This is a genomic window from Paenarthrobacter sp. YAF11_1 (assembly GCF_052113445.1).
In the GTDB taxonomy this organism is placed as follows: Bacteria; Actinomycetota; Actinomycetes; order Actinomycetales; family Micrococcaceae; genus Arthrobacter.
Window position 1 is genome coordinate 92,759 of sequence record NZ_JBFRDF010000006.1, and the last position, 26,935, is coordinate 119,693.

The 26,935-nt window shown below is 62.7% G+C and carries 22 protein-coding genes; 14 read left to right on the top strand and 8 right to left on the bottom strand.

Translation table 11 applies throughout. The annotated features are described in order from the left end of the window. Positions 1-6 precede the first annotated feature (6 nt). Genes AB4Y77_RS11520 through AB4Y77_RS11535 form a run of 4 tightly spaced genes read right to left on the bottom strand, consistent with a single transcriptional unit; the run spans position 7 to position 3,636 of the window. Positions 7-1,020: a zinc-dependent alcohol dehydrogenase gene (locus AB4Y77_RS11520; RefSeq protein ID WP_442014042.1), complete on the bottom strand. Its 1,014-nt coding sequence runs from the start codon at positions 1,018-1,020 to the stop codon at positions 7-9. A 7-nt stretch (positions 1,021-1,027) separates the two neighbouring features. Next, on the bottom strand, positions 1,028-1,888 hold the full coding sequence (locus AB4Y77_RS11525) for a fumarylacetoacetate hydrolase family protein (protein WP_442014043.1): 861 nt from the start codon (positions 1,886-1,888) through the stop codon (positions 1,028-1,030). A 42-nt stretch (positions 1,889-1,930) separates the two neighbouring features. Beyond that, positions 1,931-2,836 (bottom strand): SMP-30/gluconolactonase/LRE family protein, encoded by a 906-nt coding sequence (locus tag AB4Y77_RS11530; protein ID WP_442014044.1) that lies wholly within the window; start codon positions 2,834-2,836, stop codon positions 1,931-1,933. Next, entirely contained in the window at positions 2,833-3,636 is an 804-nt protein-coding gene (locus tag AB4Y77_RS11535; RefSeq protein ID WP_442014045.1) for an IclR family transcriptional regulator, read from the bottom strand. Before AB4Y77_RS11535 ends, AB4Y77_RS11530 begins: the two co-directional genes overlap by 4 nt. 50 nt (positions 3,637-3,686) lie before the next feature. On the opposite strand from AB4Y77_RS11535, the gene AB4Y77_RS11540 reads away from it, so the two are divergent. From AB4Y77_RS11540 to AB4Y77_RS11555, 4 genes are read left to right on the top strand one after another with little or no spacing between them, the layout of a single operon-like run. Further along, entirely contained in the window at positions 3,687-5,402 is a 1,716-nt protein-coding gene (locus tag AB4Y77_RS11540) for an IlvD/Edd family dehydratase (RefSeq protein WP_442014046.1), read from the top strand. Further along, complete coding sequence (locus AB4Y77_RS11545) at positions 5,389-8,265, top strand: FAD-binding and (Fe-S)-binding domain-containing protein (protein WP_442014047.1); 2,877 nt, start codon at positions 5,389-5,391, stop codon at positions 8,263-8,265. The genes AB4Y77_RS11540 and AB4Y77_RS11545 overlap by 14 nt, the downstream gene beginning before the upstream one ends. Then, the gene (locus AB4Y77_RS11550; RefSeq protein WP_442014048.1) at positions 8,266-9,291 is read left to right on the top strand and encodes a Gfo/Idh/MocA family protein; all 1,026 of its coding nucleotides are present in this window, start codon (positions 8,266-8,268) and stop codon (positions 9,289-9,291) included. It begins immediately after the preceding gene. Continuing rightward, positions 9,288-9,965 (top strand): SDR family NAD(P)-dependent oxidoreductase, encoded by a 678-nt coding sequence (locus AB4Y77_RS11555; RefSeq protein ID WP_442014049.1) that lies wholly within the window; start codon positions 9,288-9,290, stop codon positions 9,963-9,965. Before AB4Y77_RS11550 ends, AB4Y77_RS11555 begins: the two co-directional genes overlap by 4 nt. A 60-nt stretch (positions 9,966-10,025) precedes the next feature. Here AB4Y77_RS11555 and AB4Y77_RS11560 read toward each other — a convergent pair whose 3' ends face one another. From AB4Y77_RS11560 to AB4Y77_RS11575, 4 genes are all read right to left on the bottom strand, one after another. Next, entirely contained in the window at positions 10,026-10,541 is a 516-nt protein-coding gene (locus AB4Y77_RS11560; protein WP_442014050.1) for a LacI family DNA-binding transcriptional regulator, read from the bottom strand. Continuing rightward, positions 10,538-11,119 (bottom strand): heme-degrading domain-containing protein, encoded by a 582-nt coding sequence (locus AB4Y77_RS11565; protein WP_442014051.1) that lies wholly within the window; start codon positions 11,117-11,119, stop codon positions 10,538-10,540. Before AB4Y77_RS11565 ends, AB4Y77_RS11560 begins: the two co-directional genes overlap by 4 nt. 60 nt (positions 11,120-11,179) lie before the next feature. Beyond that, positions 11,180-13,288, bottom strand: coding sequence for a GMC family oxidoreductase N-terminal domain-containing protein (locus AB4Y77_RS11570; RefSeq protein ID WP_442014052.1), 2,109 nt, complete (start codon positions 13,286-13,288; stop codon positions 11,180-11,182). A 576-nt stretch (positions 13,289-13,864) separates the two neighbouring features. Further along, complete coding sequence (locus AB4Y77_RS11575; protein ID WP_442014053.1) at positions 13,865-14,476, bottom strand: TetR/AcrR family transcriptional regulator; 612 nt, start codon at positions 14,474-14,476, stop codon at positions 13,865-13,867. A gap of 138 nt (positions 14,477-14,614) precedes the next feature. Between AB4Y77_RS11575 and AB4Y77_RS11580 the strand changes: the two genes are divergently transcribed. The 10 genes from AB4Y77_RS11580 to AB4Y77_RS11625 all read left to right on the top strand — a co-directional run bounded on the left by AB4Y77_RS11580 (position 14,615) and on the right by AB4Y77_RS11625 (position 26,814). Continuing rightward, positions 14,615-15,919: an MFS transporter gene (locus AB4Y77_RS11580; protein ID WP_442014054.1), complete on the top strand. Its 1,305-nt coding sequence runs from the start codon at positions 14,615-14,617 to the stop codon at positions 15,917-15,919. A 43-nt stretch (positions 15,920-15,962) separates the two neighbouring features. Continuing rightward, entirely contained in the window at positions 15,963-18,689 is a 2,727-nt protein-coding gene (locus AB4Y77_RS11585) for a family 78 glycoside hydrolase catalytic domain (RefSeq protein ID WP_442014055.1), read from the top strand. Positions 18,690-18,757: 68 nt separating this feature from the next. Beyond that, entirely contained in the window at positions 18,758-20,110 is a 1,353-nt protein-coding gene (locus tag AB4Y77_RS11590) for a glycoside hydrolase family 1 protein (protein WP_442014056.1), read from the top strand. 169 nt (positions 20,111-20,279) lie between these two features. Further along, positions 20,280-21,209 carry an alpha/beta hydrolase fold domain-containing protein gene (locus AB4Y77_RS11595; RefSeq protein ID WP_442014057.1) on the top strand — a complete coding sequence of 310 codons (930 nt, stop codon included), beginning with the start codon at positions 20,280-20,282 and terminating at the stop codon, positions 21,207-21,209. Between the two features lie 55 nt (positions 21,210-21,264). After that, positions 21,265-22,560, top strand: a complete 1,296-nt coding sequence (locus tag AB4Y77_RS11600) for an MFS transporter (RefSeq protein ID WP_442014058.1) — start codon at positions 21,265-21,267, stop codon at positions 22,558-22,560. 46 nt (positions 22,561-22,606) lie between these two features. Further along, complete coding sequence (locus tag AB4Y77_RS11605; protein ID WP_442014059.1) at positions 22,607-23,248, top strand: GDSL-type esterase/lipase family protein; 642 nt, start codon at positions 22,607-22,609, stop codon at positions 23,246-23,248. Positions 23,249-23,358: 110 nt separating this feature from the next. Continuing rightward, positions 23,359-24,420 carry a cupin domain-containing protein gene (locus tag AB4Y77_RS11610; protein WP_442014060.1) on the top strand — a complete coding sequence of 354 codons (1,062 nt, stop codon included), beginning with the start codon at positions 23,359-23,361 and terminating at the stop codon, positions 24,418-24,420. A gap of 154 nt (positions 24,421-24,574) precedes the next feature. Further along, on the top strand, positions 24,575-24,877 hold the full coding sequence (locus AB4Y77_RS11615; protein ID WP_442014061.1) for a hypothetical protein: 303 nt from the start codon (positions 24,575-24,577) through the stop codon (positions 24,875-24,877). Between the two features lie 53 nt (positions 24,878-24,930). Then, positions 24,931-25,137 (top strand): hypothetical protein, encoded by a 207-nt coding sequence (locus tag AB4Y77_RS11620; RefSeq protein WP_442014062.1) that lies wholly within the window; start codon positions 24,931-24,933, stop codon positions 25,135-25,137. Between the two features lie 132 nt (positions 25,138-25,269). After that, on the top strand, positions 25,270-26,814 hold the full coding sequence (locus AB4Y77_RS11625; protein ID WP_442014063.1) for a family 43 glycosylhydrolase: 1,545 nt from the start codon (positions 25,270-25,272) through the stop codon (positions 26,812-26,814). The last annotated feature ends 121 nt before the right edge of the window (positions 26,815-26,935 follow it).

Below are 26,935 nucleotides of genomic sequence, written 5' to 3' on the forward strand. Positions count from 1 at the left end.
GGTGGGTTAGATTCGTGGATCGACATGGACCTTGGGACCCATCCCGGCGCCGGCTGGCCGTTGGCCGGCCAGCACGTAGCCCACCTCATCCAAGCCAACGGTGGCGGCCACCAACGGCCGCGGGTCCACCGTGCCGGAGGCGTAGAGATCAATGGTTCCGGCCAGGCCCGGGGAAGCACTGAGGATGCCGACGGCGGTCACGTCCTTGAGCGCCAGATCCCTCGTGTCGACGAGGCTGGGGCTTCCGGCAAGTCCGACGAAAACCACGCGCTTGGCCGGTTCCACCAGCTGGACCGCCTTCGCCGGAAGTGACGGCGCATTTGAGGCATCGATGACGGCGTCGAAGGGCAGGTCCGGCAACTCCTCCGACGTCCAGACGCCGTCCAATCCCAGAGACCGGGCAAATGCCAGCGATCTTTGGGACCGCCCCATCAGGTGTACTTCGGCGCCCTGGGCACGGGCAAAGAGCGCTGCGAGAAGGCCAATGGTGCCGGCCCCCAGAATCAGGGCGCGGTCCCCGGCCTGCAGTGCCGCTGCCTCGACGGAGCGCAGCGCATTGCCGCCGGGCTCGACCAAGGCCCCGAGGACTTCGTCGACGCCGTTGGGTAGTACATGCAAGGAGTTCACCGGGACAGTGATTTGCTCGGCAAGGGCGCCGTCGAAGCCGCCCCGAATGCCAACTTCGAATCTGTTTTCGCAGACGTGCTGGTTCCCGCCCAGGCAGCGTCGACAGGTGCCGCAGCCGAGCATGGTGTCGCCGGTGACGCGGACGCCGAGCCAGCTGGCATCCACGCCGTCACCGACGGCGGAGACCGTCCCGCTCCATTCGTGGCCGAGCCGCATGGGGTAGCGGGCGTGTCCTTCATGCAGGTACTGCATTTCGCCGGTGAAGAATTCGACGTCCGTCCCACACACCCCAACGCGTTCAACGTCTACGACCACGTGTCCTTGGCCGGCGACCGGAGGTGCGACCTCCTGGACTTCGGACTCTCCTGCCCCGGTCAGTATGAAGGCTCTCATGGCGGGGTTACCGCGGCGCCAGGACGGGCTGGCGCTGGGAGCCGAGGCCCTCGATGCCCAGTTCCATCACGTCACCAGGCTGCAACCAGATCTGCGGTTTGAAGCCCATGCCGACCCCTGGCGGGGTGCCGGTGTTGATCAGGTCCCCTGGTTCGAGCACGAGGAACTGGCTGAGGTAGTGGACGATGAAATAGGGGTCGAAGATCATCGTGGACGTGGAGCCGTCCTGGCGGCGGATGCCGTTGACGTCCAGCCACATGCCCAGATTCAGGACGTCATCAATCTCATCAGGGGTCACCAGCCACGGCCCGGCGGGGTTGAAGGTCTCGGCGGATTTGCCCTTGGACCATTGGCCGCCGCGTTCGATCTGGAAGGCGCGTTCGCTGACATCGTTGACGACGACGAACCCGGCGATGGCCTCACGTGCCTCCTCGATACTGTCCAGGTAGCTGGTCCTCTTGCCGATGACGATGCCTAGTTCAACTTCCCAGTCCGGTTTGGTTGATCCGCGTGGGATGCGGACCTCGTCGTTGGGTCCGATCAGGGTGTTGGGTGACTTGGTGAAGAGGATTGGTTCTTCCGGCACAGCCTGCCCGGTTTCGGCGGCGTGGTCGCTGTAGTTCAAACCGATGCAGAGGATCTGATGGGGACGTGCGATCGGGGCGCCGATACGCTCGCCGGCGAAGGCCTTTACGTTGCCGGCGGCGGACCGTTCGTTGACGACGCCTTGGAGCCTGGTCATGTCGCCGGCGCCGAAGAAGGCCTCATTGAAGTCCGTGACGACGTCAGAGACGTCAACGTAGTGGGTGTCGTCGATGCGGACGACCGGTTTTTCCGAGCCGGCTTCGCCGAGTCTCATGAGGTACATGGGTGATCTCCTGTGCTGAGTAAAGGTGGATGCGGGAAAGTGTCAGTGGCTGGACGGCGTGCTGCTCCAACGCCCGGACCATGGGCTGCACGGGGTTCCGGAGACTCCCACGCGGGCGGTGAAGAGGCGCCCGGCGTCCGGGTAGGTGCGGAGGTCGGCCTCGGTGAGGTCACGTGATGCAGTGGTGATCAACAGCAGGTCCAGTCCGGGGCCCACGAAGGCGATGCTGGATGGGTGTGGGCAGGGGACTTTTACTGTGTGTTCGTGGTTGCCCTCGGGAGAGTAGGACCGGATCTCCCCGGCGCCCCAGATGGCGACCCAGAGGTGTCCACGGGAATCGGTGCAGATTCCGTCCGGGTAGCCATCTGTGATGCGAAGGTGCTCTCGCCGGGTACCCATGTGGCCGGTGTCGGGGTCGTAGTCCCGGACCCGGATGATGCCGCCGATGGTGTCGGTGCTGTAGAACAGCCGCCCGTCCGGGGACCATGCCAGACCGTTGGAGAGCGAAAGATCGTCATCGATGCTGGTCAGTTCCCCGTCGTGTTCGACGCGGGTCAGTGTTTCCTCGCCGGTGCGACCGTCCAGGGCGAGAGTGCCAATCAGGAACCGCCCGGCGGGGTCGCAGGCACCGTCGTTGGTCCGGCTGGGCTTGCCCTCGGGAACAATCCGGGGGCCCATGGTGCGTTCGCCCGAGGCAGAGACGACAATGCACTGTTCCTGCCCGGCGACGAGCAGGTCACCAGGCACGGACCTGACCGCTGCGCCGACCATGCCGTCAAAGTCGTGGCGGCGGGTTTGAACAACCTTGTCGCTGTTCAGTCGTCCTTCGAACACCTGGCCTTTGACGATGTCCACCCAGAGAACGCCTCCGGCGGCGTCGTCCCAATACGGGCCCTCGGCGAGGACGTGGCGTTCTTCCGAGGCGACGTTTGCGGTGAATGTTGTCATGATTCGGTGTCTTCGTCCTGGCCCGCGATGATTTTCCGGATGGCCGGGAGGTCATCGACGAGCGTCTGCAGGGGTGTCCGGTACGAGAGGGCGCTGATGCTGATCGCCCCTGTCGGGACACTGGGTGAGGAGAGATAGATGGGCAGGGCGACGCAGTTGACGCCGGGTTCGTTTTCCTGGTCATCGATGCTGTAACCGCGTTCCCGGACCAAGGTCAGGGCTGCGTGGAGCTCCTGCGCCGTGGTGGCGGTGTGTTCGGTCCGGCGCACCAGCTCCCGTTCGCCAACCCACGTCTGCACGGATTCAAGGTCCGGCAGCTGTAGCGCAAGCAGCATTTTTCCAACCCCTGTGGCGTGCGCGGGGTTGCGGCCGCCGATGGTGGAGGTCAGCTTCATGGCACCAACGGAGGGGTCGACTTTGGCCCGGTACACAATGTCGGGGCCGTCGAGCACGGCGTAGTGCGCCGTTTCCCCGTACCGTTCTGCGAGCCGCTCCAGGATGGGCTGGACACGCAGGTGATCGGGCCTGGCTTCGTGGTGGGCGAAGGCCATCCGCAGAAATTCATCGCCCAGGGAATAGCGTCCCCGACCGTCCCGGCCGGCCAGCCCGGCACGCCGCAGGGACGCCAACGCGCGGTGGACGGTGGGCTTGGCACTGCTGAGTGCTTTGGCGAGTTCATCAAGGCCGCTGCCCTCGGGATGGCGCGCCAGCTCCACAAGGACCGCGAGCACCCGATCGGAACCGACAAGCTTCTCGTCTTGCCCCTGTTCCGTCTTGTCATTTTGAGGAATACTGTTCATGATGTTCCATATCTTAGATACATATTCCAAAAAACGGAAGAAGAGCAGTCGTGACTGAGCAACGCAGCTCCCAGTGGTACAAGGGAACCGACCGGAATGCCTACATCCACAGGGCATGGATGCGCCGCGGACTCCCGGCAAATGCGTTCGACGGCCGGCCCCACATAGCAATCGCGAACAGCGCATCGGACCTGACGCCCTGCAATTCCCACCTCAATGAAGTCGCCGAAAGCGTCAAGAACGGCATCTACGAGGCAGGCGGCATCCCGCTGAACCTTCCGGTGGTCTCGCTCGGCGAAACCCAGGTGCGTCCTACCGCCATGCTTTGGCGGAACATGGCGGCCATGGCCACCGAGGAAATGCTCCGCGCCAACCCCATCGACGGTGTCGTTTTACTGGGTGGTTGCGACAAAACCATCCCCTCGCTGCTGATGGCAGCGGCCTCCGTCGATCTTCCCGCCGTCGTCGTGCCGGGTGGTCCGATGATCACCGGAACCTTCAAAGGCCAGGCTCTGGGCTGCGGGACAGACGTCTGGCGGCTCAGCGAAGAAGTCCGCGGCAACACCCTGACCCAGGAACAGTTCCTCAAATCTGAATCGTCCATGATCCGCAGCCGCGGACACTGCAACACCATGGGCACCGCCTCCACCATGGCCCTTGTCGCCGAAGCCCTCGGCACCACCATCCCGGGCATCGCCGGAACACCGGCACCGGACAGCCGGCTGCTGGAACGCTCCCACGACACCGGACGTATGATCGTTGAACTCGTCGCCGAAGGCCGCACGCCAAGCACGTTGTTGACCCGCGGCTCATTCCACAACGCCATCGTTGCCTTGGCCGCCATCGGAGGCTCCACGAACGCCGTCGTGCACCTGCTCGCTATCGCAGGACGCCTCGGCATCGACCTGACGATCGATGACTTCGACCGGATCGGTTCCGGTGTCCCCCTTCTGGTCAACCTGCAGCCCGCAGGCCGTTACCTCATGGACGACTTCGAACGCGCCGGCGGGCTGCTCTCGGTCTTGCGTGAGGTCAAGGACCTGCTGGACCCCACTGCTCTCACCATCACCGGCAAACCCTTGGTCGCCTATCTCGACGATGCACGCATCTGGGATCCGGAAGTCATCACCGCCCGTACCGCCCCGTTGCAGCCCGACGCCGGGATCGCTGTCCTGCGCGGAAATCTTGCCCCTGGCGGTGCGATCGTCAAACCAGCGGCAGCCACTCCGGCCCTGCTCACGCACCGCGGCAGGGCCATGGTGTTCGACTCGATTGAAGACATGCATGCCCGCATCGATGACCCGGACCTGGACGTCGACGCCGACTCGGTACTTATCCTGCGCGGCTGCGGCCCCAAGGGATACCCCGGCATGCCGGAAGTGTCCAACATGCCGCTGCCGAAAAAGCTCTTGGAGCAGGGAGTGCGCGACATGGTCCGTATCTGTGACGGGCGTATGAGCGGCACCGCCTACGGCACCGTCATCCTGCACGTGACTCCCGAAGCCGCCGCGGGCGGACCGCTGGGCATTGTCGAGACCGGCGATTACATCATCCTGGACGTCCCCAACCGCACGCTCTCCATCGACGTCCCCCAAGCCGAACTTGACCAGCGACGGCCGAACCAGGCCACGGTTGACGGCTTCGCTGCCCCGACCCGAGGGTGGGAGAAGCTGTACGTGGATCACGTCATGCAGGCAGACACCGGCGCGGACCTTGACTTCCTTCTCGGCTCCAGCGGCCCGGAGGTCTCCCGTGAATCCCACTAGCTTGCCCCTTCCAGCGCGTCTTCCCGTCGTAGACCGGCAGCTGTTGTCGGCCCTGGAGGAGGCCGTGCCCGGGGGCCTGAGGTCACGGGCAACCGACCGGCTGGCGCTGGCCCATGACGCTTCCCACTACCTCCTGACGCCCCAGGCTGTCGTCACCCCGGACGGGACCGCCGACATCGCCAACCTGCTGCGCGCCGGCGCCTCGCAGGGCACGCACCTGACATTCAGATCCGGAGGAACGAGCCTCAGTGGGCAATCCAGCACGGCCGGGGTGCTTGTCGACAGCCGCCGCAACTTCCGGGAGATCGACGTGCTCGAGGATGGCTTGAAGGTCCGTGTCCAGCCCGGCGCGACCGTTCGCCAAGTCAATGCACGTCTGGCCCAGTACCGGCGGAAACTCGGTCCCGACCCCGCCAGCGAAGCAGCATGCACCATCGGCGGTGTCGTCGCCAACAACTCCAGCGGTATGGCATGCGGCATCGAATACAACACCTACCAGACACTGGAATCTGCCGTCCTTGTCCTGCCCAGCGGTACGGTCATCAACAGCGCAGACAAGGACGCCGACGCCCGGCTCCGTCACCTTGAACCGGAACTGCACGCTGGGCTCTTGAGGCTCCGGGACCGCGTCCGCGGCAACCCGGACTCGCTACGGACCGTCGCGAAGTTGTACGCGATCAAAAATACGATGGGGTACGGGCTGAACTCCTTCGTYGACCATGATTCGGCGATCGACATCCTCACTCATCTCGTCATCGGCAGCGAAGGAACCCTCGCGTTCATCGCTGAGGCAACGTTCCGGACCATCCCGGCCCTGTCCCGGCACTCGACAGCCCTGTTGGTTTTCAATTCCCTGGGCGCCGCCACCGGCGCCCTTCCCGGGCTCGTCGGCTCCGGCTTCGCAACCGTCGAATTGCTCGATGCGACCTCGCTCCGTGTAGCCCAACGCGACCCACGGGCCATCGAGATGCTCCGTACTTTGCCGGTGGACCGTCACGCTGCCCTGCTCGTCGAACACCAGGCCGATTCCGCCGAAGAGCTCGCTCACCTCGCCGAGAACAGCCGCACCCTTCTGGAAGGGCTTCCACTGGCCGGCCCCGCGGCATTGAGTCAGGACCCGCGGGACCGCGCCGACCTGTGGCACATCCGCAAGGGTCTCTACGCCACAGTCGCCGGCAACCGGCCCTCGGGCACCACGGCACTCCTGGAAGACATCGCCGTGCCAGTGCCGGCCCTGCTGGACACGTGCGAGCAACTCGTCGAACTCTTTGACCGTCACGGCTACGAAGACAGCGTTATTTTCGGCCACGCCAAGGACGGCAACATCCACTTCCTGCTCAATGAGCGTTTCAACGGTGCGGGAGGTGTGGACCGATACGTTGCCTTCACCGAGGACATGGTTGAACTGGTTCTTAGCCACGACGGAACCCTCAAAGCCGAGCACGGGACCGGAAGGATCATGGCCCCCTTCGTCCGGCGCCAATACGGCGATGAGCTCTATGCCGTCATGCAGGAGATCAAGAAGCTCTGTGACCCGGCCGGGCTGCTCAACCCCGGCGTTCTGATCAATGAAGACCCGGACTCACACATTTCACACCTGAAAGTCGCCCCCACTGTCGAAAAGGAAGTGGACCGCTGCGTCGAATGCGGGTACTGCGAGCCGGTATGTCCCAGCAAAGACCTCACGGTCACGCCGCGGCAACGGATCGCCCTGCGCAGAGAAATCGCCGACGCCAGAGCGGCCGGTGACACTGCGTTGCTCAAGGAACTCGAATCCGAGTACCAATACGACGGGATCGACACCTGTGCCGTGGACGGCATGTGCCAGACGGCGTGCCCGGTCCTGATCGACACCGGCGACTTGGTCCGACGGCTCCGAGCCGAGCAACGGACTGGAATGGAGCAGCGCGGCTGGAAGACGGCAGCCAACCATTGGGGTGCGGCAGCCAAAATCGGCGGGCTGGCATTGAGTGCTGTCAAGAAACTCCCCGCGCCTTTGGTCACCGGCGCCGCGCACGCGGCACGCGGCATCCTGGGACACGAGACGGTTCCCCTGTGGGAGGTAGACCTGCCGGCGGGAGGTACGGCACGCGCCGCCCAGACCGCCGCCAATCCGCAGGCGGTCTACTTCCCTGCCTGCATCGGCACGATGTTCGGACCGGCAGACGGCGGCGCCGGGGTGACCGCAGCTTTCCTGGCACTGTGCGAACGCGCCGGAGTTGACGTCGCCGTGCCAGCGGGCATCGAGAGCATGTGCTGCGGGACGCCGTGGAAGTCCAAGGGACTCACTGACGGGCTTTCGGTCATGCGTGGACGCGTCCTGCCGGCATTGTGGGAAGCCAGCGGCCAAGGGCGGCTACCGATCGTCTGTGATGCTGCATCCTGCACGGAGGGACTACAAAAGCTGACAGAGGCCGCCAGCGCTGATTTCCCGGGCCTCCGCATTCTGGACGCCGTTACGTTTGTCGACGAGCAGGTCCTCGTTCACCTCAGCGCTACCACGCCTATCGGTTCACTGGCCCTGCATCCAACCTGCTCCTCAACCCAGCTGGGCACCAACGATGCCATGATGCGCATCTCAGCAAAATTCGCCGGCGAGGTCGTCGTTCCCGATAACTGGGGGTGCTGTGCATTCGCCGGGGACCGCGGCATGCTACACCCCGAACTGACAGCGTCAGCGACCGCCCGCGAAGCGAAAGCTATCGGAACGCGGAGTTTCGAGGCTTATGCCTCCACCAACCGGACCTGCGAAATCGGGCTCACGCGCGCCACCGGTCACCAATACAACCATTTGCTGGAACTACTCGAACAGGCGACCCGGCCGCCCACAGAGGGCCCAGTTACGCCGAAAGGAACCCTATAAATGTCAAACCTCTCCATCAGCACGGACGCCCCGGCTCCGCCTCCCCTGCGCTGGGGAATCCTGGGGACGGGATTCATCGCTGGCCTCCAGACCCAAGACCTGCTCGAGAACGGCTTCACTGTGCAGGCAGTGGGGTCACGCACCCTGGAATCGGCGCAGTCCTTTGCCACCAGGTTTGGTCTGCCGACAGCGCACGCCAGCTACGAGGACCTCGTCGCCGACCCGGACGTGGATGTCATCTACATCTCAACACCTCATACGTTTCATTCCGAGAATGCGTTGCTGGCGCTCAAGGCAGGCAAACACGTTCTCGTGGAGAAGCCGTTCGCCATGAACGCAGAGCAGGCGCGGGAAGTCACGGAATATGCGGAATCCAGCGGGCTCGTGGTCCTTGAGGCCATGTGGACCCGGTACCTGCCGCACATGGTCCGGATCCGCGAACTGATCAGTTCCGGCGCTCTCGGCGAGGTCCGGACTCTCATCGCTGACCATAACCAGAACCTGCCCAAGGACCCTGCACACAGGCTCAACAACCCGGCGCTCGGCGGAGGGGCACTTCTGGACCTCGGAATCTACCCTGTCTCGTTTGCCTTTGACATTTTCGGGTCTCCGACGGCCATCCGCGCAACAGCGAGCAAGACACCCACGGGCGTGGACAGGCAGACGGCAATGATCTTCGAATACAGCAACGGAGAACAGGCCCTGATTCACTGTGCCCTGGACACGGCCGGTCCCAACCGGGCATCCATCATCGGCACCGCCGGGCGGATTGACATCGAAGCGGTCTGGTACGCCCCTTCAGCGTTCACGCGTTCTGACGCGGACGGGAACGTCGTCGAAGAATTCGACCAGTCCGTCACGAGCCGGGGGATGCAGTACCAAGCCGCCGAAGTGGAGCGACTCATCCGGGCCGGGGCCACAAGCGGTGAGGTCCTGCCCCCTCAGGAGAGCGCCGCGATCATGGCAGCCATGGACCAGGTCCGCGCCCAAATCGGGCTCAACTACGAAAGTGCGTACATCCGATGACACGAACAGCCGTCATCACCGGCGGATGCAGTGGGCTAGGCGCCGCCGCCGCAGAACGCCTCACCGCTGACGGCGTCAAGGTCATCACCCTTGACCTGGCAGAGAGCGCAGACGTCGTGGTCGACGTATCAGATTCCGCCAGCATCGCCGAGGCAGCGGAGCGCGTCGGCAGCGCAGACATCCTCATCAATTGTGCGGGCATTGTCGGCCCAAATAAGCCCCTCTGGGAGGTCACGGACCAGGAATGGCAACACGTGTTCGCCGTCAACGTCACCGGTACGTTCAACCTGTGCCGGGCCTTCATACCCGGAATGCGGGCGAAGGGTTGGGGCAGGATCATCAACTTCGCCAGCATGGCCGGGAAGGACGGTAACCCCAACCTGTCTGCCTACTCCGCTTCCAAGGCGGCCGTCATCGCCATGACCAAATCGTTGGGAAAGGAACTCGCGACAAGCGGCGTTCTGGTCAATGCCATCGCTCCGGCCGTCATCGAGACACCCATGAACGATGACACCGCTCCGGAAGTCCTGGCGCATATCACGGGCCTTATTCCCATGAAGCGTGCCGGTCGTCCGGAGGAAGTTGCTGAGCTGGCGGCCTGGCTCGCCTCCGATAAAGTCAGTTTCTCCACAGGAGCTGTCTATGACATCAGCGGCGGCCGCGCTACTTATTAGGCGATGCTTGATGTAATCACGACCCCGGCTCCTGCCTTTGGAAGGTAGGAGCCGGGGTTTTTACGCATACGCGATTAACACACCGGGTTTTTGCTCGATCATGGTCCGACCGGCGCCGTCCTCAAGCCAGATCCACACGGCGGAGCCGTCAGGCATGGCATCATCGATCGTTCCTGTGCCGACTACCTGCCCGTGCACGAGGACATGCACCGGCATGCCACGGGGAATTTCGTGCCAAGGTGCGCGATGGGTGGTTCCAGGTTCCCTGCGTGGTTCATCGGTGACGGGCCCGGCAGGATCCTCCGGCACTCGCCCCGGTACAGGTGTCGCGGTGGCAGGCTGACTGGTTTTGCCCAATCGGAGTGAGGCCGCGGCTTCGTTCCGGTGATATTTCAGCTCATCCATTGCCTTGATGACCCGCAATCTTGTTTTGAAGGCCACGAGCTGGGGTTTGTTCAACACGTTGGAGACTGTGGCGGTGGATACCCGGGCCCGGCGTGCCACGTCCACCAGGACGGGGCGAGGGGTTGTGTCCGGTTCGGCCGAGCCTCCGCTGGCGTCCTGACCTACGCTCACGCGGTTTCTCCGGTGTCAGCCCTGACGGCCTCGTGGCCGTGGAGATGGTGGTGGAGCGCTTCGATGGCGAGGTCGTGATCTGCTTGGTCTGTCAGTCCGGAGACCGCGATGATGCCGACGATCGATCCGCGGATCCGGATCGGCACCGCTCCCCCTGCCCCGGCGAAGAGTGCCGGGTCCAGGTGGGGGAGGTTTTCGAGTCGGAGCCCTACGGACTGGAACTGTGTCGACACCTGCATCGAGGCCCGTCCGAAGCGGCGAACCGTCCGGATTTTTCGCTCGAGCCAGTCGTCGTTGTCGGCGCTGGTGCCTGGAAGGGCTGCGTGGAATACGCGTTGGTCTCCGAAGAATATGGTCGCCACGACGGGAAGTTCCCGGTCGGTAGCCAGATGGACCAGGTGGGAGCCGACAGCCCACGCATCCCCGTAGCCGAACGATTCGAAGTCGAGTTCCTGCGCCTCGCGGGCCAACGACGTCAAGGCGTCTTCAATAACGGGCTCGGAAGCGCCCGCTGGGCTGTCAAGGATGGCGGTGGTCTCGCGGGATGTGGGCGCTGCTGGTTGTTCTGCTGTTTTCATCGTGAGGTTCCTCGTAGACGGATGGTGAGGGTGGCTGTTTATGGTCGGGACGGTTGGCGGTCAGGTGCGGGCGATCAGGGCTCCGACGCGCATGGCGTTGGCCATGACGGTGAGGCCTGGGTTGAAGCCGCCGTTGGTTGGATGCAGGGACGCGTCGGCGACGTAGACATTGTTCGTCCCGTGCAGGCGCCCTTGCGGGTCGCAGGCTGAGGTCTGAGGGTCATGGCCGAGGCGGGCCGTTCCAGCTGAATGTTCGGCTCCGCGGGAACCGCCGGGGTCCCCTATCGCGAAAACGCCCTGCCCTCCGGCTCGTTCCACCCATTCCCGGCACTTGTCCTTCATATAGTCCGTCGCCTCCCGGGTTGCCTCATGTGGGACACCCCGGAGTCTGGCGGCGGGCATGCCGTAGCGGTCGGTTACCCGTGGGTCGAGCGAGATTCTTGAGAGCGCATGCGGAATTTCCTGGACCATTGACATGGTGCCCAGGGCAATGGTGCTTGAACGCATCCATTCCTTGTGCCTGAGTCCGAAAGGCGCGCCGGAAAACATCGCGCCGGACAGGGCCCTGCTGAGCGGCAGCGGTGGCGGAACGTCAAACATCACCCCGCCACCCCATGCTTCGCCGTCCCGGTGGACGAAATCGACACTGGCTACCGAATGCCCTGGTCCGGCATAGCTTTTGGCCCCGTCCGGGGAGTGTCCTGCGATGGCCAGGGCTACGCCGTGCGAATGGTGATTCCGTCCGACCCATTCGTTTCCCAGGCCTGAGGCTAGGAGGAGCCTGGGTGTTTCGATCGCCCCGGCGGAAACGACCACCAGACCTGCCCTCAGGGTTCGTTCGACGGGGCCTTCGGGGGTCTCACTGATCATTCGAACCGCGGATGCCCGTCCATGGTTGTCGTGCTCGATGGCCACGGCCTGCGTTGACGTCAGCAGATGGCAGTTTCCTGTTTCGAGAGCGCGCGGCAGGAATGTGTTGTGGGTGCCGTTTTTTGCGCCCACGGGGCAGGTGTGCCCGACGCACTGGGAGCACTGAACACAGGCTCCCCTGCCATTCCGGGGCGTGCTGTTGATGGCGAAGGGAATCGGCGACGCTTCCCAGCCCAGATCGTGTGCCGCCGCACTGAGGAGGAGCCGGGTCCGGTCACCGGGCAACGGAGGCATGGGATATTGCGTTGCCCGCGCTGGTCTGCGCCCGACGGCGCTGTTAGCCTCTCCGGAGACGCCAAGTTCCCACTCGACCCGCTCGTAGTACGGGGCCAGCTCGTCGTAGCCGAACGGCCAGTCCGCCAGCGTGCTGTTTTCGGGGACGCCATAGTGCGAGGCCATGGAGAAGTCTTCCGGGTAGAAACGCCAGGACATGCCCTGCCATACCCTGGTTCCACCGCCCACGGCCATCGCAACAAGGCCGTATTCCGTCCCATTGCCCTGACCGTCGAGAAGTTCGGTCGTGCCGTCCTCTGCTTCGAGGACGCGGGGGCTGCCAGGGCCCGGACCCGCTGTGACGTCGTACAGTTCGAGCCGTTTGCCTTGCAAGTGGTTGCCACGCAGCTCAACGTCACGGCTGGCGCGGGCGCGTTCAATACAGAGGACGCTCAGACCGGCGGCCGCCAGCTCAGCGGCCGCTACAGCGCCGCCGGCGCCGGTTCCGATCACGATCGCGTCGTACGAGGCTGCGAGCAACTCCGGCGCCGTCGCAGCGATAGGGTCCGGGTCGAGTGCTGTGACCCCCGTCGGGACTGAAGCGAATCCGGCCACGGACCACCCTGCGGGTTCTGAAGTGCCGGCATAGTAGCCCTGGTAGGCGACAGCGATCAATGCGGCCAAGGGCTGTGGCGCCTGGTGGTCGGATGCCCCGGGAACAGGGGTAGGTGCTTCTTCCAACGCATGTTGTTCGTTGAAAATGGCAAGTTGCTGGTCTGCTTCCAAGTCGCTGAAATGTTCGCCCAGTGCGGATCGGGCAGCGGTGTCCAACGCTTCTGCGGCGCGGCGGAGCGGGAGAACACACCAGGACATGAACCCTGACAAATGTTCCGTCAGGAGGTTTTCGACACCTCCCGACCAGGCCCCGGGGGCTTCATCAGGCGGAATGACAATGTCGAAGGCTGCCTGCAAGGTGGCGATCTCATCGTCTTGGAAAGAGTCATTCAGCGGATGGGTCATCGTCATCACAATCTCCTTTGATTTCGACGCAAAACAACTACGCGGCAACGAGCCGCCGCAAGGTTCGTACGGTGATCTGGCCCAGGGTTTGTTCGGGGCGGCCACTAAGCTTCAAGGGCTGCCGAAGGGACTAATCCTCGTTCAGGATACCCGAAAAAACAATGCATTCACTGTTTTTTGTCGACCTAGTCGTTGTACGCAACGACTAATCAGATCGAAGCCGCACGCGCCAACAGCCAACCCGCCCCTCCACCGGGGCACTGAGGCTTAGGGCGCAGCGGCCGCCCAGGTGTGCATTGGTACGTGAAGCCGGCGATGCTCGTCAGGACGCCGACGGCCGTTGCCGGACATCCAACCGCGCGCATGCACTGGCAGAGGACCTGGACTGCCCCGGTCCCCTCGAATGGAGGCACCAAGAAGGGTCGCACCCACGCCCGCGCGAATTCCGGTCACCCTGCAACGGGACGCCGCGAAGCGCGTTACGGCTTGGACGCGTCGCTGCCGTCGGAATTTTCCGACGACGGGGCATGCAGTTCAAACGGCGGCCTGCGCCTGCACCCGCAGACGAAGTACCGCCGCTGGTCACGCAGGGGTAAGGCGCTCCTTAAGGTTCCTGGCATATTCGGCTATCCCGGCAACGATGTCCACCTTGCCGCTGGACAGGACCCACTGGACCTGCAGGCCGTCACTGACGGCGATGCTCTCACGGGCAATAAGTTCCATGTCCACGTCCGTCCGGATTTCTCCGCGGTCGGCAGCTTTCTGAAGGCGGGCCGCGAACTGCGCGACAACAGCCTCGTAGCGTTCAGACAATCTGGCATGAGCCGGACTGCTTGCATCTGCAGCCTCGGAGATGGACAGGACGAACAACTCAATCAGTCCGGGTTGGGCCAGGAAGCGACGCGTTGCCTCGACCATCTCGTCGAACATCCCAATCGCAGAGTCGGAGCCTGGAAGGGTTTCCCACCATGCGGCCGTCTCCTGAAGCCGGCGCTCGGCCACGGCCTGCAGTAGAACATTCTTGCTGCGGAAATGGTGGGCAAGGCCGCTTTCACTGATGCCGACAGCCTCGGCTATTGCCGACATGGGCGTCGCGTAATAGCCGTCGGCGCCAAACATATCAACAGCAACGTCGATGATCTTCTCGCGGCGCCGCATACCCGTGGGGTAGCTGCCGGTTGCTCGTAGTCCCATGCCACCACGGTAGAGCAAGAGGCACCCAAAGAAAAAACCATGAGAGAAACTGTTTATTCAAATCACAAAAAACAGTTGATCCACGGTTTTCGTGGTAGCGTGTGATGTAGCTCATCTCTACAAGGAAGTTTGAGGTCAATGACGACTATGCAGCCGCAATCCCCCGCCCCGCTTGTCCCGACCGAATCTTCAGTGGTTCCCGACGCTCCGCTGAATCCCGCTGCCCCGCCCTCGAAACTGCTCATCCCGGCAGTGGTCCTGGCCGGCTTCGGCTTATACTTCGGCAGCCTCAGCCCACTGGTGGTCACCATCGCCCTGCGCGCGGCCCAGATCGACCTCGAAGGAAAGGCCTTGGGCCTATCGGCCATCATGGCTGTGGGCGCACTGGCCTCAACGGTGGCGACCCCGATCGCCGGTTCACTCTCGGACCGCACCCGGGGCCGTTTCGGCAAACGCCGGCCTTGGCTCATCGGAGGCTCCCTAGTGGCCCTTCTCGGTTTGCTGGTGGTGGGCTTTGCTCCGAGCATCACTGTTGCGGCAATCGGTTACGCCGTCGCCCAGATCGGTTTCGCCGGTGCCATAGTCGCCTTCCTCGCCCTCATCCCAGAACTCGTTCCGGATCACTTGCGGGCCCGGGTCTCGGGGCTCATCGGGCTGGTCACGTCCATGGCTGTGCTGTTGAGCGTCGCACTCGTCACGCAGCTGGCCTCCGTGCCGGCGCTCATGATGGCACTGCCCGGTGCCGTAGCTGTCCTGGCCGTGCTTGTCGTTTCCTTTGTTATCCGCAAGGCAGACAAAGGTGCCGCACCAGGATCCTTCGGCCGCTACTCTTTCGGTGACCTCATTCGCAGTTTCTGGATCAACCCGGTCAAAAACCGTGACTACGCCTTCAACTGGGCCAGCCGGTTCATGTTCGGGATCGCCATGGGCGGACTCGTCACCTACGCGGTGTACTTCCTTGTCGACGCCGTAAAGTTGGACATCGGGACCGCAACAGGGATCTACGCCCAGGCGACGATCATCGCCACACCGATTTCCATCCTCTGCTTCATCATCTCCGGCTGGCTCTCCGACCGGCTCAACCGGCGCAAAGCCTTCGCCGCCTCCGCAGCGTTGATCATGAGCTCATCATTCATCGTGGCCGCAGTAACCCAGAGCGTTGAGGGCTTCTTCACCGCCTTCATCATTTCCACCATCGGCCAGGCAACATACCTGACCGTGGACCTGGCCATCGCCGCCGAGGTCGTCCCTGATCCGAAGAACGTCGCCAAGGCCATGAGCGTCTACCAGCTCTCGGCCCAGCTCCCAGGTTCCATTGTCCCGATCGTCGGCGCACTGATTCTGGGAACAACAGGCAATAACTACGCTCTCTTCTTCCTCATCTGTGCAGCCTGCGCCCTCGTCGGCGGAATCGCCGTGCTGTTCGTCAAACGCGTCCGCTGACCGCACCCCGTCCACATCCCTGCAGCCTCTGGAGACCTGTTACATGAATTCGCCCACGCACGTCCGTCTCGAACACCTCAACGAGGGGGAACCCTGCGGAGTCCCGACCCCAAGGCTTTCCTGGTGGCTCCCGGAAGATGCAGGCAGCCAAACCGCCTACGAGATCGAAGTCGGAGGGATCGCATCCAACACCGTAGAGCCAGGGACCTGGTCCAGCGGCCGCGTCGAGAACGACCGGAACGTGCTTGTCGACGCCCTGGCCGGCTGCCCGTCCCCGGTCGCAGGTGAACGGCGTACCATCCAGCTGAAGGTCTGGACTGAACAGGGCACCAGTGACTGGTCACGCGAATATCCTTGGCTGACGGGTCTCCTGTCCCCTGCAGATCTCGGAGCTGAATGGATCGAGCCCTTCGAGTCCGTAGCCGAGGAGCCCGGACGCCGCCCGGCCTATTCCCTCCGCCAAAGCTTCGAGACCCGCACATCGATTGCCTCGGCACGGCTGCTGGTCACAGCCCATGGCATCTATGAGGCTTTCCTCAACGGCCACCGGGTCGGTGATCTGGAACTGACGCCAGGGTTCACCTCCTATCGAAGCAATCTGCAGGTCCAGCAGTTCGACGTGACCGACATGGTCACCGAAGGCGGAAACGCCCTGGGCCTCCTGGTCAGTGACGGCTGGTTCCGTGGCCGGCATGGCTTCGAACGCGAAGCCAACGGATTCGGAAACCGGGTAGCCGTCCTCGCCGAACTGCATTTGAGCTACGCCGACGGTACAACGGAAGTCGTGGGCACAGACCGAAGCTGGCGCTCAACGCCGAGCCTGGTCACCGCGGCTGACCTCATGGATGGACAATTCCAGCTCGGAGGCAGCACCGCCGACTGGGCGGCACCGGGATTCGACGCCTCCGGCTGGGCGAACGCGTTGCCCGCTTCCGAACCCCTTACCCTTGACCGGACCCGGCTCATCACCAGCGTTGCGCCTCCGGTGAAGGCCAAACGAACCCTGGAACCCGTATCTGTCACCGGCATCGGTTCGGGATCGTGGGTTGTTGATTTCGGCGAGAACATCAACGGCTGGGTGCGGTTGAGCAATTTGGGACCGAAAGGAACCAGGTCGGCGCTGCTGCATGGCGAAAGCCTCAACCAGAACGGCTCTGTCACCACCGACCACCTTCGGGCGTTTATGTTCGCCACTCAGGAACTCCTGCCCGCAGGTCAGGTCGATGTGGTCGTCGCCAAAGGTGTAGAGGGCGAAGTGTTTGAGCCACGCCATACGACGCACGGATTCCGGTATGTCCAAATCGATGGCGGCCCGGAAGAGCTCAGTTCCGAGGACATTCGGGCAGTGTTTGTCCACTCTGATTTGGAAGAGCGCGGCACGTTCACCTGTAGTGACGAGGCCGTGAATTGGCTGCATGAAGCAGCGGTCCGGAGTTTCCTGGGCAACGCCTGCGACATTCCGACCGACTGCCCGCAGCGGGAACGCTCAGGCTTCACCGGAGACTGGCAGATCTACGTTGACGCGGCCGCCTTCACCCATGATGTGGCCGGCTTCACCGACAAATGGCTCCGGGATCTGGCCGCTGACCAGTGGTCCGACGGCACCGTGCCGACCGTCATCCCCAATCCTCCGGGGAACGTCCCCTCCGGAAACCCGTTCACGGACATGTCCGCCGGTTCCGCCGGATGGGCAGACGCCGCCGTGATCGTGCCGTGGAAGATCTGGCGCCAGTACGGAGACCTCGAATTGCTCCGACGCCAGTATCCGTCCATGGTGAAGTGGGTCGAATCCGCTGCACAACAGGCCGCTGGCGGCCGGCACCATCTCCGGGCTGCCGAGCATCCCGAGCCGCGGGCGCACGAGACCTACCTGTGGGACACCGGCTTCCACTTCGGCGAATGGCTGGAGCCCGATGAGATCCCATCGATGGACCCCACCAAAGATCACGGAATCGTCGCCACCGCCTACCTGGCGCATTCCGCCCGGTTGCTCGCCGACTCAGCAGCAGCCCTCGGATGCGACGCCGACCATGATCGATTCGGGCAAATAGCCGACGGCGCCCGTGAAGCCTGGGCGCTGGAGTACCTGAATGAAGACGGACATATCTCGGTGCCCTCCCAGGCCAACCACGTCAGGGCCCTGCAATTCGGCTTGGTTCCGCCCGCCCACGTCCAAACCGTGGCGGATCGGCTGGCGGAGCTGGTCACGGAGCGCGACTACCGCCTGAGCACCGGGTTCCTGTCCACCGGAATGCTGCTGCAGGCGCTGGCCGACAACGGCCACACGGCCACGGCCTACCGGGTGCTGATGTCCGACGGCATCCCCTCCTGGATGGCGATGCGCAACCGCGGCGCCACAACCATCTGGGAACGCTGGGACGGTGTGAACGAGACGGGAGCGGCGAATGCGTCGCTGAACCATTACAGCAAAGGTGCCGTGATCAGTTTCCTGCATCAGTACGTTGCTGGCATTCGACCCGCCCCGCAGACCACCGAAGACACGGCAGGCTACAGACGGTTCTTGGTGGCCCCCCACATCGGTGGAGGGCTCGACTTCGCGAAGGCAACACACCAAAGCCCCTACGGGCTCATCGGCAGCGAATGGACCGTGACCGGGAACCAAGTGCAGCTGGATATTACAGTCCCGCCCGGCACCCAGGCCACCCTGGAACTGCGCGACAGCAGCGAGGTTCTTCCGCCCGGCCAACATCGCAGGACGGTTCCCACGACGGCAGTCAAGGGCGCGTCCGCTCTGGTGCCTGTCTCCTAGTCTCCACGCACGCCCTAACCACAACTCCGCATCGTTTCGGGGCATAAGCCCCAGGAAGTGAACTTCACGTGAATACAGTAAACATCCCGGACGGCTTCCTGTTGGGCGTCGCCACCTCCGCCTACCAGATCGAAGGAGCCCATGACCGCGGCGGCCGTGGGCCCTCAGTCTGGGACACCTTCACCCAGACCCCGGGCAGGGTCCAGGGAAATATCCCGGGTAACCGTGGAGCCGAACACTATGACCGGCTCGAAGAGGATCTGGACATTATGAAGGACCTCGGCATCGAGAGCTACCGGCTGTCCCTGAGCTGGTCAAGGCTCATCCCGGATGGTGTCGGCGAGGTAAATGCTGAGGGCGCGAACTTCTACAACCGCCTCATTGACGGTCTTCTCGCACGCGGGATCACTCCGAACGTCACGCTCTACCACTGGGACCTGCCCCAGAAGCTGCAAGACCTCGGAGGCTGGGCCAACAGGGACGTCATCGAATGGTTCGCCACCTACGCGCGTACGGCGTTCGACCTGTTCGGCGACCGCGTGCCCCTCTGGTCAACCCTGAATGAACCGATCTCGCTCTGGATGGGATACGGAGTCGGGTTCTTCGCCCCCGGCCTCCGTGATCCGCGGCAGGGCAAGCAGGCCATGCACAATGCCATGGTCGCCCACGGGCGAGCCGTCCAGGAGTTCCGCGCTTCCGGCGCCACCGGACAGATCGGCATCGTCATCGATGTCTGGAAGCGGCACGTCGTGGCTGAAACCGCGGAAAACCACGCCTTGGCCAACCGCGACGAGGATGACACCTTCCGGTTCTTCTACGACGAGCTCTTCGCTGGCGGACTTAGTGAACGCATCCAGACACGACTGAAGGCAGAAGGAACTCTTCCGGACATCCACGCCGGCGACGCCGAAGTGAGCGCCGAACCGATCGACTTCCTTGGCCTGAACGTCTATGGGCGTCTCATGATCGATTCGACCAACTACAAGGCCAACCCGTTCGAAGGTACTGAACAACTGCCCGGGGGCAACTACCTGTCCAACGGCATGGAACTCTACCCGGACGTCCTTATGGACGCCCTCCACGTGATTCGCGACGAATACGGCGTCACGGTTCCTGTCTACGTCACCGAAAACGGCACACCGGCCGACGGCCAACTGGCCGATGGCGTCGTTGAGGACGACGAACGCATCCGATACGTGGGCGCCTTCCTGCAGAAGTCCGTCGAAGCGTATGAGGCCGGCCTCGGGGTGAAGGGCTACTACCTCTGGACGCTCATGGACAACTACGAGTGGGCTGCCGGCTACAGCATGCGCTACGGCATCGTCAGGACGGACCCTGAGACGTTCGAACGCAGCTACAAGAAGTCCGGCCACTGGTACAAGGCCGTGAACCAGAACCGCAGTTTCACACCCGTCGGCTAAGCCCACATCCGGCCCAAAACCCACGCCCCGGGCAACTCCTGCCCGGAGCGTGGGATCTTCAAGGCCGAACCAGGCAAACAAAAAACCATGGATTCACTGTTTATTGTAGGCTGATTGCAGCGAATCCATTCCGCCCGCAGCGGGCATACGACACGCAGGAGATAAGCAGATGGTGGATGTAGCCATAAGATCCAACTTGGACGTCGAGTTCGCCCCAGGGCTGATGATTGACGTTGTCAGGCCCGATACCGCCGAAGTCCTGCCCGCTGTGATCTGGCTGCACGGCGGCGGGTGGCGGATGCAGGACCGTAAAGCCCGGCCTGATTTCGCGCAGTACTTCGCCAAGGACTCCTTCGTCATGGTGAGCGCGGACTACGGGCTGGCTCCGGCAACACGGTGGCCGGGGCAGCTGCTGGACGTTCGCAAGGTGATCCGGTTCGTCCGTGAACACGCGGCGGAATACGGGATCAACCCTGAGGCGATCGCGCTATTCGGCTCATCCTCGGGTGGCCACCTCGCCGCGATGGCAGGTTTGACCTCCCATCGCGCGCTCCTCCCCGACGAAGAACCATCAGAGATCAGCCCGTCAGTGCAGGCGGTCGTCAACGGTTACGGTGCCGCCGACCTGCTGGCGCTGGCCAAGGACGCTCCGCCGTGGAAATCAGGGAACAGCCCGGAAGTCGACCTCTTGGGAGGTCCCGTCCTCGAACGTATTCACGAGGCCCGCTCGGCCAGCCCTGCCCTGAATGTCGGATCCGTCGCTCCCCCGTTCCTGATCCTTCATGGCCAGGAAGACCACCTCATGCCAGCGGCACAAAGCCACCTGCTCTACAACGCCCTGGCCGACTCCGGATTCGATGTTGTTCTCTACGAGATCGCGGGCTTCGGCCACGGCTTCCTCAACCCCGGACCCGTCCAGGAACTGGGGCCGGACCACGTCCTCGATACGGGAAGGCTCGAAGCTGAACCGTCCGCGAGAGCCGAGACGCAGGCCACGACACCCGAAGGGAAGGCGTTCCTGGAGCGCTTTCCCTCCGCATCATTCTCAGCCATATCTGCCTATCTCACCGGCCACCTCTCACAGGTGAGCACGAATTGACCGGGCTCTAAGCAAACGTGAATGCCACGCCACCACTGAAGGAGAACGGAAGTCAATGACGACCAGCCAGCCGGAGCAGATCCCGCTCTCGACCCTCACCGCGGTCAAGGACGCTCCAACCCTCGCAGAACCCCCAACCCCAAAAGCGCTGGTGCCCGGAATCATTTTCGGTGGGTTCGGAATGTTCTTCGCCAGCCTCACTCCAATGATCGTTTCCATCGCCATTCGAGTCGCACAGATTGATCCCGAGGGCAAAACACTCGGCCTTTCGGTCATTATCGGCGCAGGTGCCGTCGCTGGCATCGTTAGTACCCCAATCTTCGGATCACTGTCGGACAGAACGACTGGACGCTTCGGTCGCCGTCGGCCATGGCTGGTTCTGGGAATGATAGTGGCGCTTGCCGGCGTCCTGATTGTTGGCTTTGCACCCTCGGTTCAGTTGGCAGCACTGGGATCGGTGATAGCACAGGTCGGCTTCTCCGCTTCCGGGGTAGCCTTCCTGTCGATCATTCCGGACATGGTTCCTGATCATCTCCGCGGTCGAGTATCAGGCGGTATCGGGCTTGTCACTGCCCTTGCCGTCCTGACCGGCATCGCTTTCGTCAGCCAACTGGCATCCTCACCCGTACTCATGATGGCGGTCCCGGGCGTGGTTGGGCTCATCTCCATCTGTACACTCGCATTCGTCATCCGCCACGCAGACCGAAGCGCAGTTTCTGGTTCTTTCCCGCGGTATTCGCCGAAGGAATTTGCCAGCAGCTTCTGGATCAACCCCCGCACCAGCCCTGACTTCGCCTGGAATGTTCTGAGCCGGTTCTTCTTTGGCATTGCCCTTTACGGCATGACCACCTATGCGGTCTACTTCCTCGTGGACGGTGTAGGTCTCGACATCACAGCGGCAACTAGCGTCTACACTCAAGCGACATTGATCACCACCCCGATTTCGATCTGCCTGTTCGTGCTGTCTGGCTGGCTCTCGGACAAGCTTGGCCGCCGGAAGGCGTTCGCGGCCACCGCATCAATGATCCTCGCCGCAGGATTTCTGGTAGCCGCCATCACGCAGAGCGTTGAAGGATTCGTCATTGCCATGATCCTCAACACCGTCGGTCAGGCGGTTTACCTGACCGTGGATCTGGYAATTGCAGCAGAAGTTATTGACGACCCCAAAAGGGCTGCGAAGGCCATGAGCGTCTACCAGATGTTCTGCAACCTCCCTTCGCTGATAGTGCCCATCATCGGCGCAGTTGTACTCGTTGGCCTGAACAACAACTACGCCGTCTTCTTCCCCATCATCTCCGCCTTCGCTGTCCTGGGTGGGATCGCGGTGCTCTTCGTCAAACGCGTTCGCTGACGCTCCGGATCACGACGCCTTCACCACATCATGAAAGGACGGCAGGATGCCCAGTCCACTAGCCAAAATCGTCTACCGCAAGTTCGTAGAGCCCGCCCAGGAGATGAAAAGATCACAATTCGAAACGCTCGAAGCTAAAAGGGGCGACGTCATTTTCCTCGGTGACAGCATCACCGCGGGTGGCCTTTGGCACGAGTGGTTCCCTGAGGTTCCCATCCGCAACCGCGGTATCGACGGAGATCAGAGTGCTGGAGTCCTGGGACGTCTGAAGTCTTCCATCGGCCCGGGACCGGCTGCAGTGTTTCTGCTCATTGGCACCAACGACATCGGCTTCGGCGTCAAAGACGTTGAAACGATGCAACACCTCAAGCAGATTCTTCAAGGCATCTCAGACAACGACCCCAGCACACACGTATTCCTGCAGAGCATCATGCCCCGTCAACTGAAGAAACGCGATCAAGTTCAGAAACTGAACGCACAGTACAAAGAAGCTGCGCAGGAATACGGCGCATCCTGGATCGACCTGTGGCCAGCACTTGCCCTGCATGACGGGTCCCTGAGTCCCGCTTACACACTCGATGGCCTGCACCTGAACGGCGAGGGCTATGCCGCGTGGACGAACGTGCTGGAGGAGTTCATCGCACCCTATGCGACGCGATCACAGGACCCCCAGTCCACGAAGGTCTAAGCCCATCACAAACGACACCTGCCCCTCGGGGTTTCCGGGCACTTCTGTCCGCGTCGATCACATCAGATTTCCCATTTTCTGACCGTCCACCTTACAAAGGAGAGCAAGAAATGACCGAGTACGCTATTCCGGCCGTGGAGGAAGTCCACGACCTCAAACCCGTCATCAACGACCTGCCCGGCGCGGCAGTACCTTTCGCCATCACCTCCGGCGAGGGCAAGCGCTACGACCTTGGCGACACCTTGGTGACCGTCTTCGCCCGGCCCGAAGACACCGCAGGTCAATTCGGTGCAGCATGGATCACCGGCAAGAAGGGCGCGGAATCCCCGTTTACTTCCACGCCAGACGCGACATTCATCCACGTGATGGACGGACAGCTGCGGGTCTGGCTGCCCGGCGAAGCCCAGGTCCTCGTAGCCGGTGACTCCGTCTCCATCCCCGCCGGCACCCCGTGGGCATGGCGCATGGAAGCCCATTACAACCGCTACCTCAGCTACTCCACCACTGGCGCAGCGCACCAGTACGCAGCCGACCTCGGCTCGTCCACGGACTCACACGTTTTCTCCAATGAGACCATCACCCTGCCCTCCCAAGCACAGCAGGATGAAACTGCTGAACGGTTTGGCATCCGCTGGCACGACCTGGCGAAGCACGACCTGCCCGCGAAGACCGGCGAAGACCTGCCCGAAGGGCCGGAGGCCTTCATCACCAAGGCAGGTGGCGGTGACCGCTGGCGGTCCATGGAGCAGCTGAACACGTACCTGACCCGTAACAAGAACACCGATGACCAGTTCTTCGCCTTGATGACTCGGTCTGCCCCCAGCCCGTACTTCCCCCGGCATTTCCACCGTCTGCACAGCGAAAACTTCATCTGCGTCGATGGAAGGGTAAGGATCTACGTCAACGGCGAAGAAATTCTGCTCACCAAGGGCGACTTCGTGCACGCTCCCGCCGGCACCATCCACTCCTTCGCCATCGAAGCGAACAACACCCAGCTTCTCGGCCTCCTGACCCCGGGGATTTTCGAGCCTTTCTTCGAGTTCATGGGCGAAGCAACGTCTAACCGTGTTCAGGTCGAAGGCGGAAACCCCCAAATGCCATTTGCAGGGTTCATGCGCGCCCAGGAGGAACTCGACCTCGTCGTCGCAGGGCCGCCGCCCGGAATCGGCTAAACCTTAGAAATCTTAGAAGCAGCTGACGTCGGCTGGCTTACCGGGGATGTTCTGGACTTTCACATCCCGGTAAGCCCGGCCGGCCGCACCAGTATCCACACACGGCAGCCTCAACCCTCGCCCCTGATTGCTACGAATAGCAGGAGCCCATCGAATGACCGCACGGTTTGACCACCACAGCACCACCGGAGAACCAGCCAGGTGGATAGGTGACGGTGCAGCCAGCCCGGAACCCACTCCACGTTCGGCCCCACCATCGATCCATGTCCGGGCAGTATTGACCTGGATGGCCATCTTTCCCCTGGTCTTGATCATTGAATCGGTACTTGGCCCGCTGGTACAGGCTCTGCATCCCGTCCTGCGAACTCTCGTCCTGACACTGGTCATGGTGCCTACCGCGATTTACCTCGTCGTCCCCAACTTCCTGAAGCTCTACGCGCGGCTGCGCAGGCGCTGACGCCCATGCCGAACCGCCACGGCTCCTCCACCCGACATCAAGAAGGCCGAACCATGTCCTCGTCTACTCAGACAATCGAAATCATCGTGCACTCCCGGAGTGCACTTGATAAGCGCCTGGACGATGCCGTAAAGGCATTGCAGGAGCAAGCCCTGCTCGGCCGAACATCCGGCATCCTCCTCACCCGCCACAGCCACCAAAGATACACAGCTGAACTATCTGAAAACGTTCCGTTCGGCCTCACCCGCGAACTGCATTAATATTTGAACCCCCTGAGGGCGAATCGGCCCCCCGCGGTCTCTTGAACGTCTTGGCAACGGGGCGAGTACCAAAAAATCTGAGGACGACCCGAGTACGTCCAACGCCAACGATCTGAGGAAGCACGCTAGCCGATGAACACCATCACCAATCCAGTCATACGCGGCCACGCCCCGGACCCGAGCGTCGTCCGCGTTGGCGACGACTTCTACCTGGCCAACTCGAGCTTCGGGTTTCTGCCGGGCATCCCCATCTCGCACTCAACAGATCTCGTCAACTGGCGCACCATCGGATTTGCCGTGTCGCGACCCGAGCAGTACCGGCGAGACGGAGAGCCTGGTCCGATCAGCCTCTTCGCGCCGACGCTGCGCCACGAAGAAGGCCTCTTCTACCTCGTGTGCACCAATCAGGCAGAGGGCCAAGGAAACTTCTTCGTCACGGCTACAGACCCCTCTGGTCCTTGGTCGAAGGCCGTATGGCTCGACGAGGAATCCTTTGACCCGTCCCTGTTCCGCGACTCTGACGGGAGCTGGTACTACACCCGCCGCACCCTGCAGTTCCGTCCCGACGGCAACCTGGGCCCCATCGTGCAAGCGCGGATCGACATCTCCACAGGCGCACTGGGCGAATTCCATGCCCTGACCGAGAATAACCGCGGGTTCTCCAGCAACGACATCGAAGGCCCCCACCTGTTCAGTCGCGGCGGCTGGTACTACCTCACCGCAGCAGAAGGCAGCAGCTGGAAAGGCCATATGCAGACAATTGCCCGAAGCAAGTCGCCTTGGGGGCCGTTCGAACCAGCCCCGCACAACCCGATCCTCACCCACCGTGATCGGGTGGCGCACTCAATCCAATCCGTCGGGCATGCCGACTTTGTTGAAGATGCAACAGGTAACTGGTGGGCCGTTTCCTTGGGCACCCGGCACGAGCCCTTCGCTAGCCATCACACCCTTGGTCGGGAAACTTTCCTGACTCCCGTCACCTGGACCGAGGACGGATGGCCGGTCGTTGGGCAGGGTGGACACACCGAATCAACATTCGAAGATCTACCACTCCCCAGCGGTACAGGAACCCGGATCGACACTCCGGACTCCCTCTGGTTGCGTGGATGGAGAACCCTCCAAGCTCCGGACACAGCCATCGACGCCTCACAGAGCGACGATCACATTGAAGTGCTGGCAGGCCTGGACCTCACCCACCGCCCGCCCGTTGGTGCCCTCTTCAGGGCCCAAACCGAATTCGATCAGAGCTTCACGGCGACGGTAACCCAGGACACTAGGGTGGATGCCGGTATTGCTGTGTACGCGAACTCCGTGCACTTCTTCTCGGCCCTGGTACGCGCAGCAGAAACAGAGCGGTATGTCTCTTTCCGCCGCGTCGTCGACGACATCATCACGGAAGACCAGATCGTGATCCCCGCCGAAGGGAATATTCGACTTTCCGTCACCGCCACCGGAGGTACATACACCTTCACTGCAAAAGTCGGCGAGGCCAGCTGGGAACTTGGCTCGGGCAACGCACGCCTCATCTCAGCAGAGGCAGCACAGTGGTTCGTCAACGTGAACTTTGCGCTTGTGGCTGTCGACCACGGGTCGGAGGGTGGTTCGGCTCGCTTCAGTCACGTGCGAGTGGAAAAGCCACTCGACATTAAGCCGCCGACTTTCGCTGTTCCTTACTAAACGACACCACATCCTGCCGCAGCCTTTCCAGCAGTCAATGACGGCCAGTTGGAGGTCCACAACGCTAGTCCACCCACGTGGTCCAGCGTGGTCCTGTCTGGTAGCCCAAGGTGGTCCTTCC

What these genes read in the sequence shown, in the direction of transcription:
- AB4Y77_RS11565 (WP_442014051.1), bottom strand. Translation starts at nt 11,119, where the DNA reads ATGAAAACAGCAGAACAACCAGCAGCGCCCACATCCCGCGAGACCACC.
- AB4Y77_RS11525 (WP_442014043.1), bottom strand. Translation starts at nt 1,888, where the DNA reads ATGTACCTCATGAGACTCGGCGAAGCCGGCTCGGAAAAACCGGTCGTC.
- AB4Y77_RS11620 (WP_442014062.1), top strand. Translation starts at nt 24,931, where the DNA reads ATGTCCTCGTCTACTCAGACAATCGAAATCATCGTGCACTCCCGGAGT.
- AB4Y77_RS11550 (WP_442014048.1), top strand. Translation starts at nt 8,266, where the DNA reads ATGTCAAACCTCTCCATCAGCACGGACGCCCCGGCTCCGCCTCCCCTG.
- AB4Y77_RS11530 (WP_442014044.1), bottom strand. Translation starts at nt 2,836, where the DNA reads ATGACAACATTCACCGCAAACGTCGCCTCGGAAGAACGCCACGTCCTC.
- AB4Y77_RS11520 (WP_442014042.1), bottom strand. Translation starts at nt 1,020, where the DNA reads ATGAGAGCCTTCATACTGACCGGGGCAGGAGAGTCCGAAGTCCAGGAG.
- AB4Y77_RS11615 (WP_442014061.1), top strand. Translation starts at nt 24,575, where the DNA reads ATGACCGCACGGTTTGACCACCACAGCACCACCGGAGAACCAGCCAGG.
- AB4Y77_RS11610 (WP_442014060.1), top strand. Translation starts at nt 23,359, where the DNA reads ATGACCGAGTACGCTATTCCGGCCGTGGAGGAAGTCCACGACCTCAAA.
- AB4Y77_RS11605 (WP_442014059.1), top strand. Translation starts at nt 22,607, where the DNA reads ATGCCCAGTCCACTAGCCAAAATCGTCTACCGCAAGTTCGTAGAGCCC.
- AB4Y77_RS11580 (WP_442014054.1), top strand. Translation starts at nt 14,615, where the DNA reads ATGACGACTATGCAGCCGCAATCCCCCGCCCCGCTTGTCCCGACCGAA.
- AB4Y77_RS11570 (WP_442014052.1), bottom strand. Translation starts at nt 13,288, where the DNA reads ATGACGATGACCCATCCGCTGAATGACTCTTTCCAAGACGATGAGATC.
- AB4Y77_RS11535 (WP_442014045.1), bottom strand. Translation starts at nt 3,636, where the DNA reads ATGAACAGTATTCCTCAAAATGACAAGACGGAACAGGGGCAAGACGAG.
- AB4Y77_RS11575 (WP_442014053.1), bottom strand. Translation starts at nt 14,476, where the DNA reads ATGGGACTACGAGCAACCGGCAGCTACCCCACGGGTATGCGGCGCCGC.
- AB4Y77_RS11555 (WP_442014049.1), top strand. Translation starts at nt 9,288, where the DNA reads ATGACACGAACAGCCGTCATCACCGGCGGATGCAGTGGGCTAGGCGCC.
- AB4Y77_RS11595 (WP_442014057.1), top strand. Translation starts at nt 20,280, where the DNA reads ATGGTGGATGTAGCCATAAGATCCAACTTGGACGTCGAGTTCGCCCCA.
- AB4Y77_RS11585 (WP_442014055.1), top strand. Translation starts at nt 15,963, where the DNA reads ATGAATTCGCCCACGCACGTCCGTCTCGAACACCTCAACGAGGGGGAA.
- AB4Y77_RS11625 (WP_442014063.1), top strand. Translation starts at nt 25,270, where the DNA reads ATGAACACCATCACCAATCCAGTCATACGCGGCCACGCCCCGGACCCG.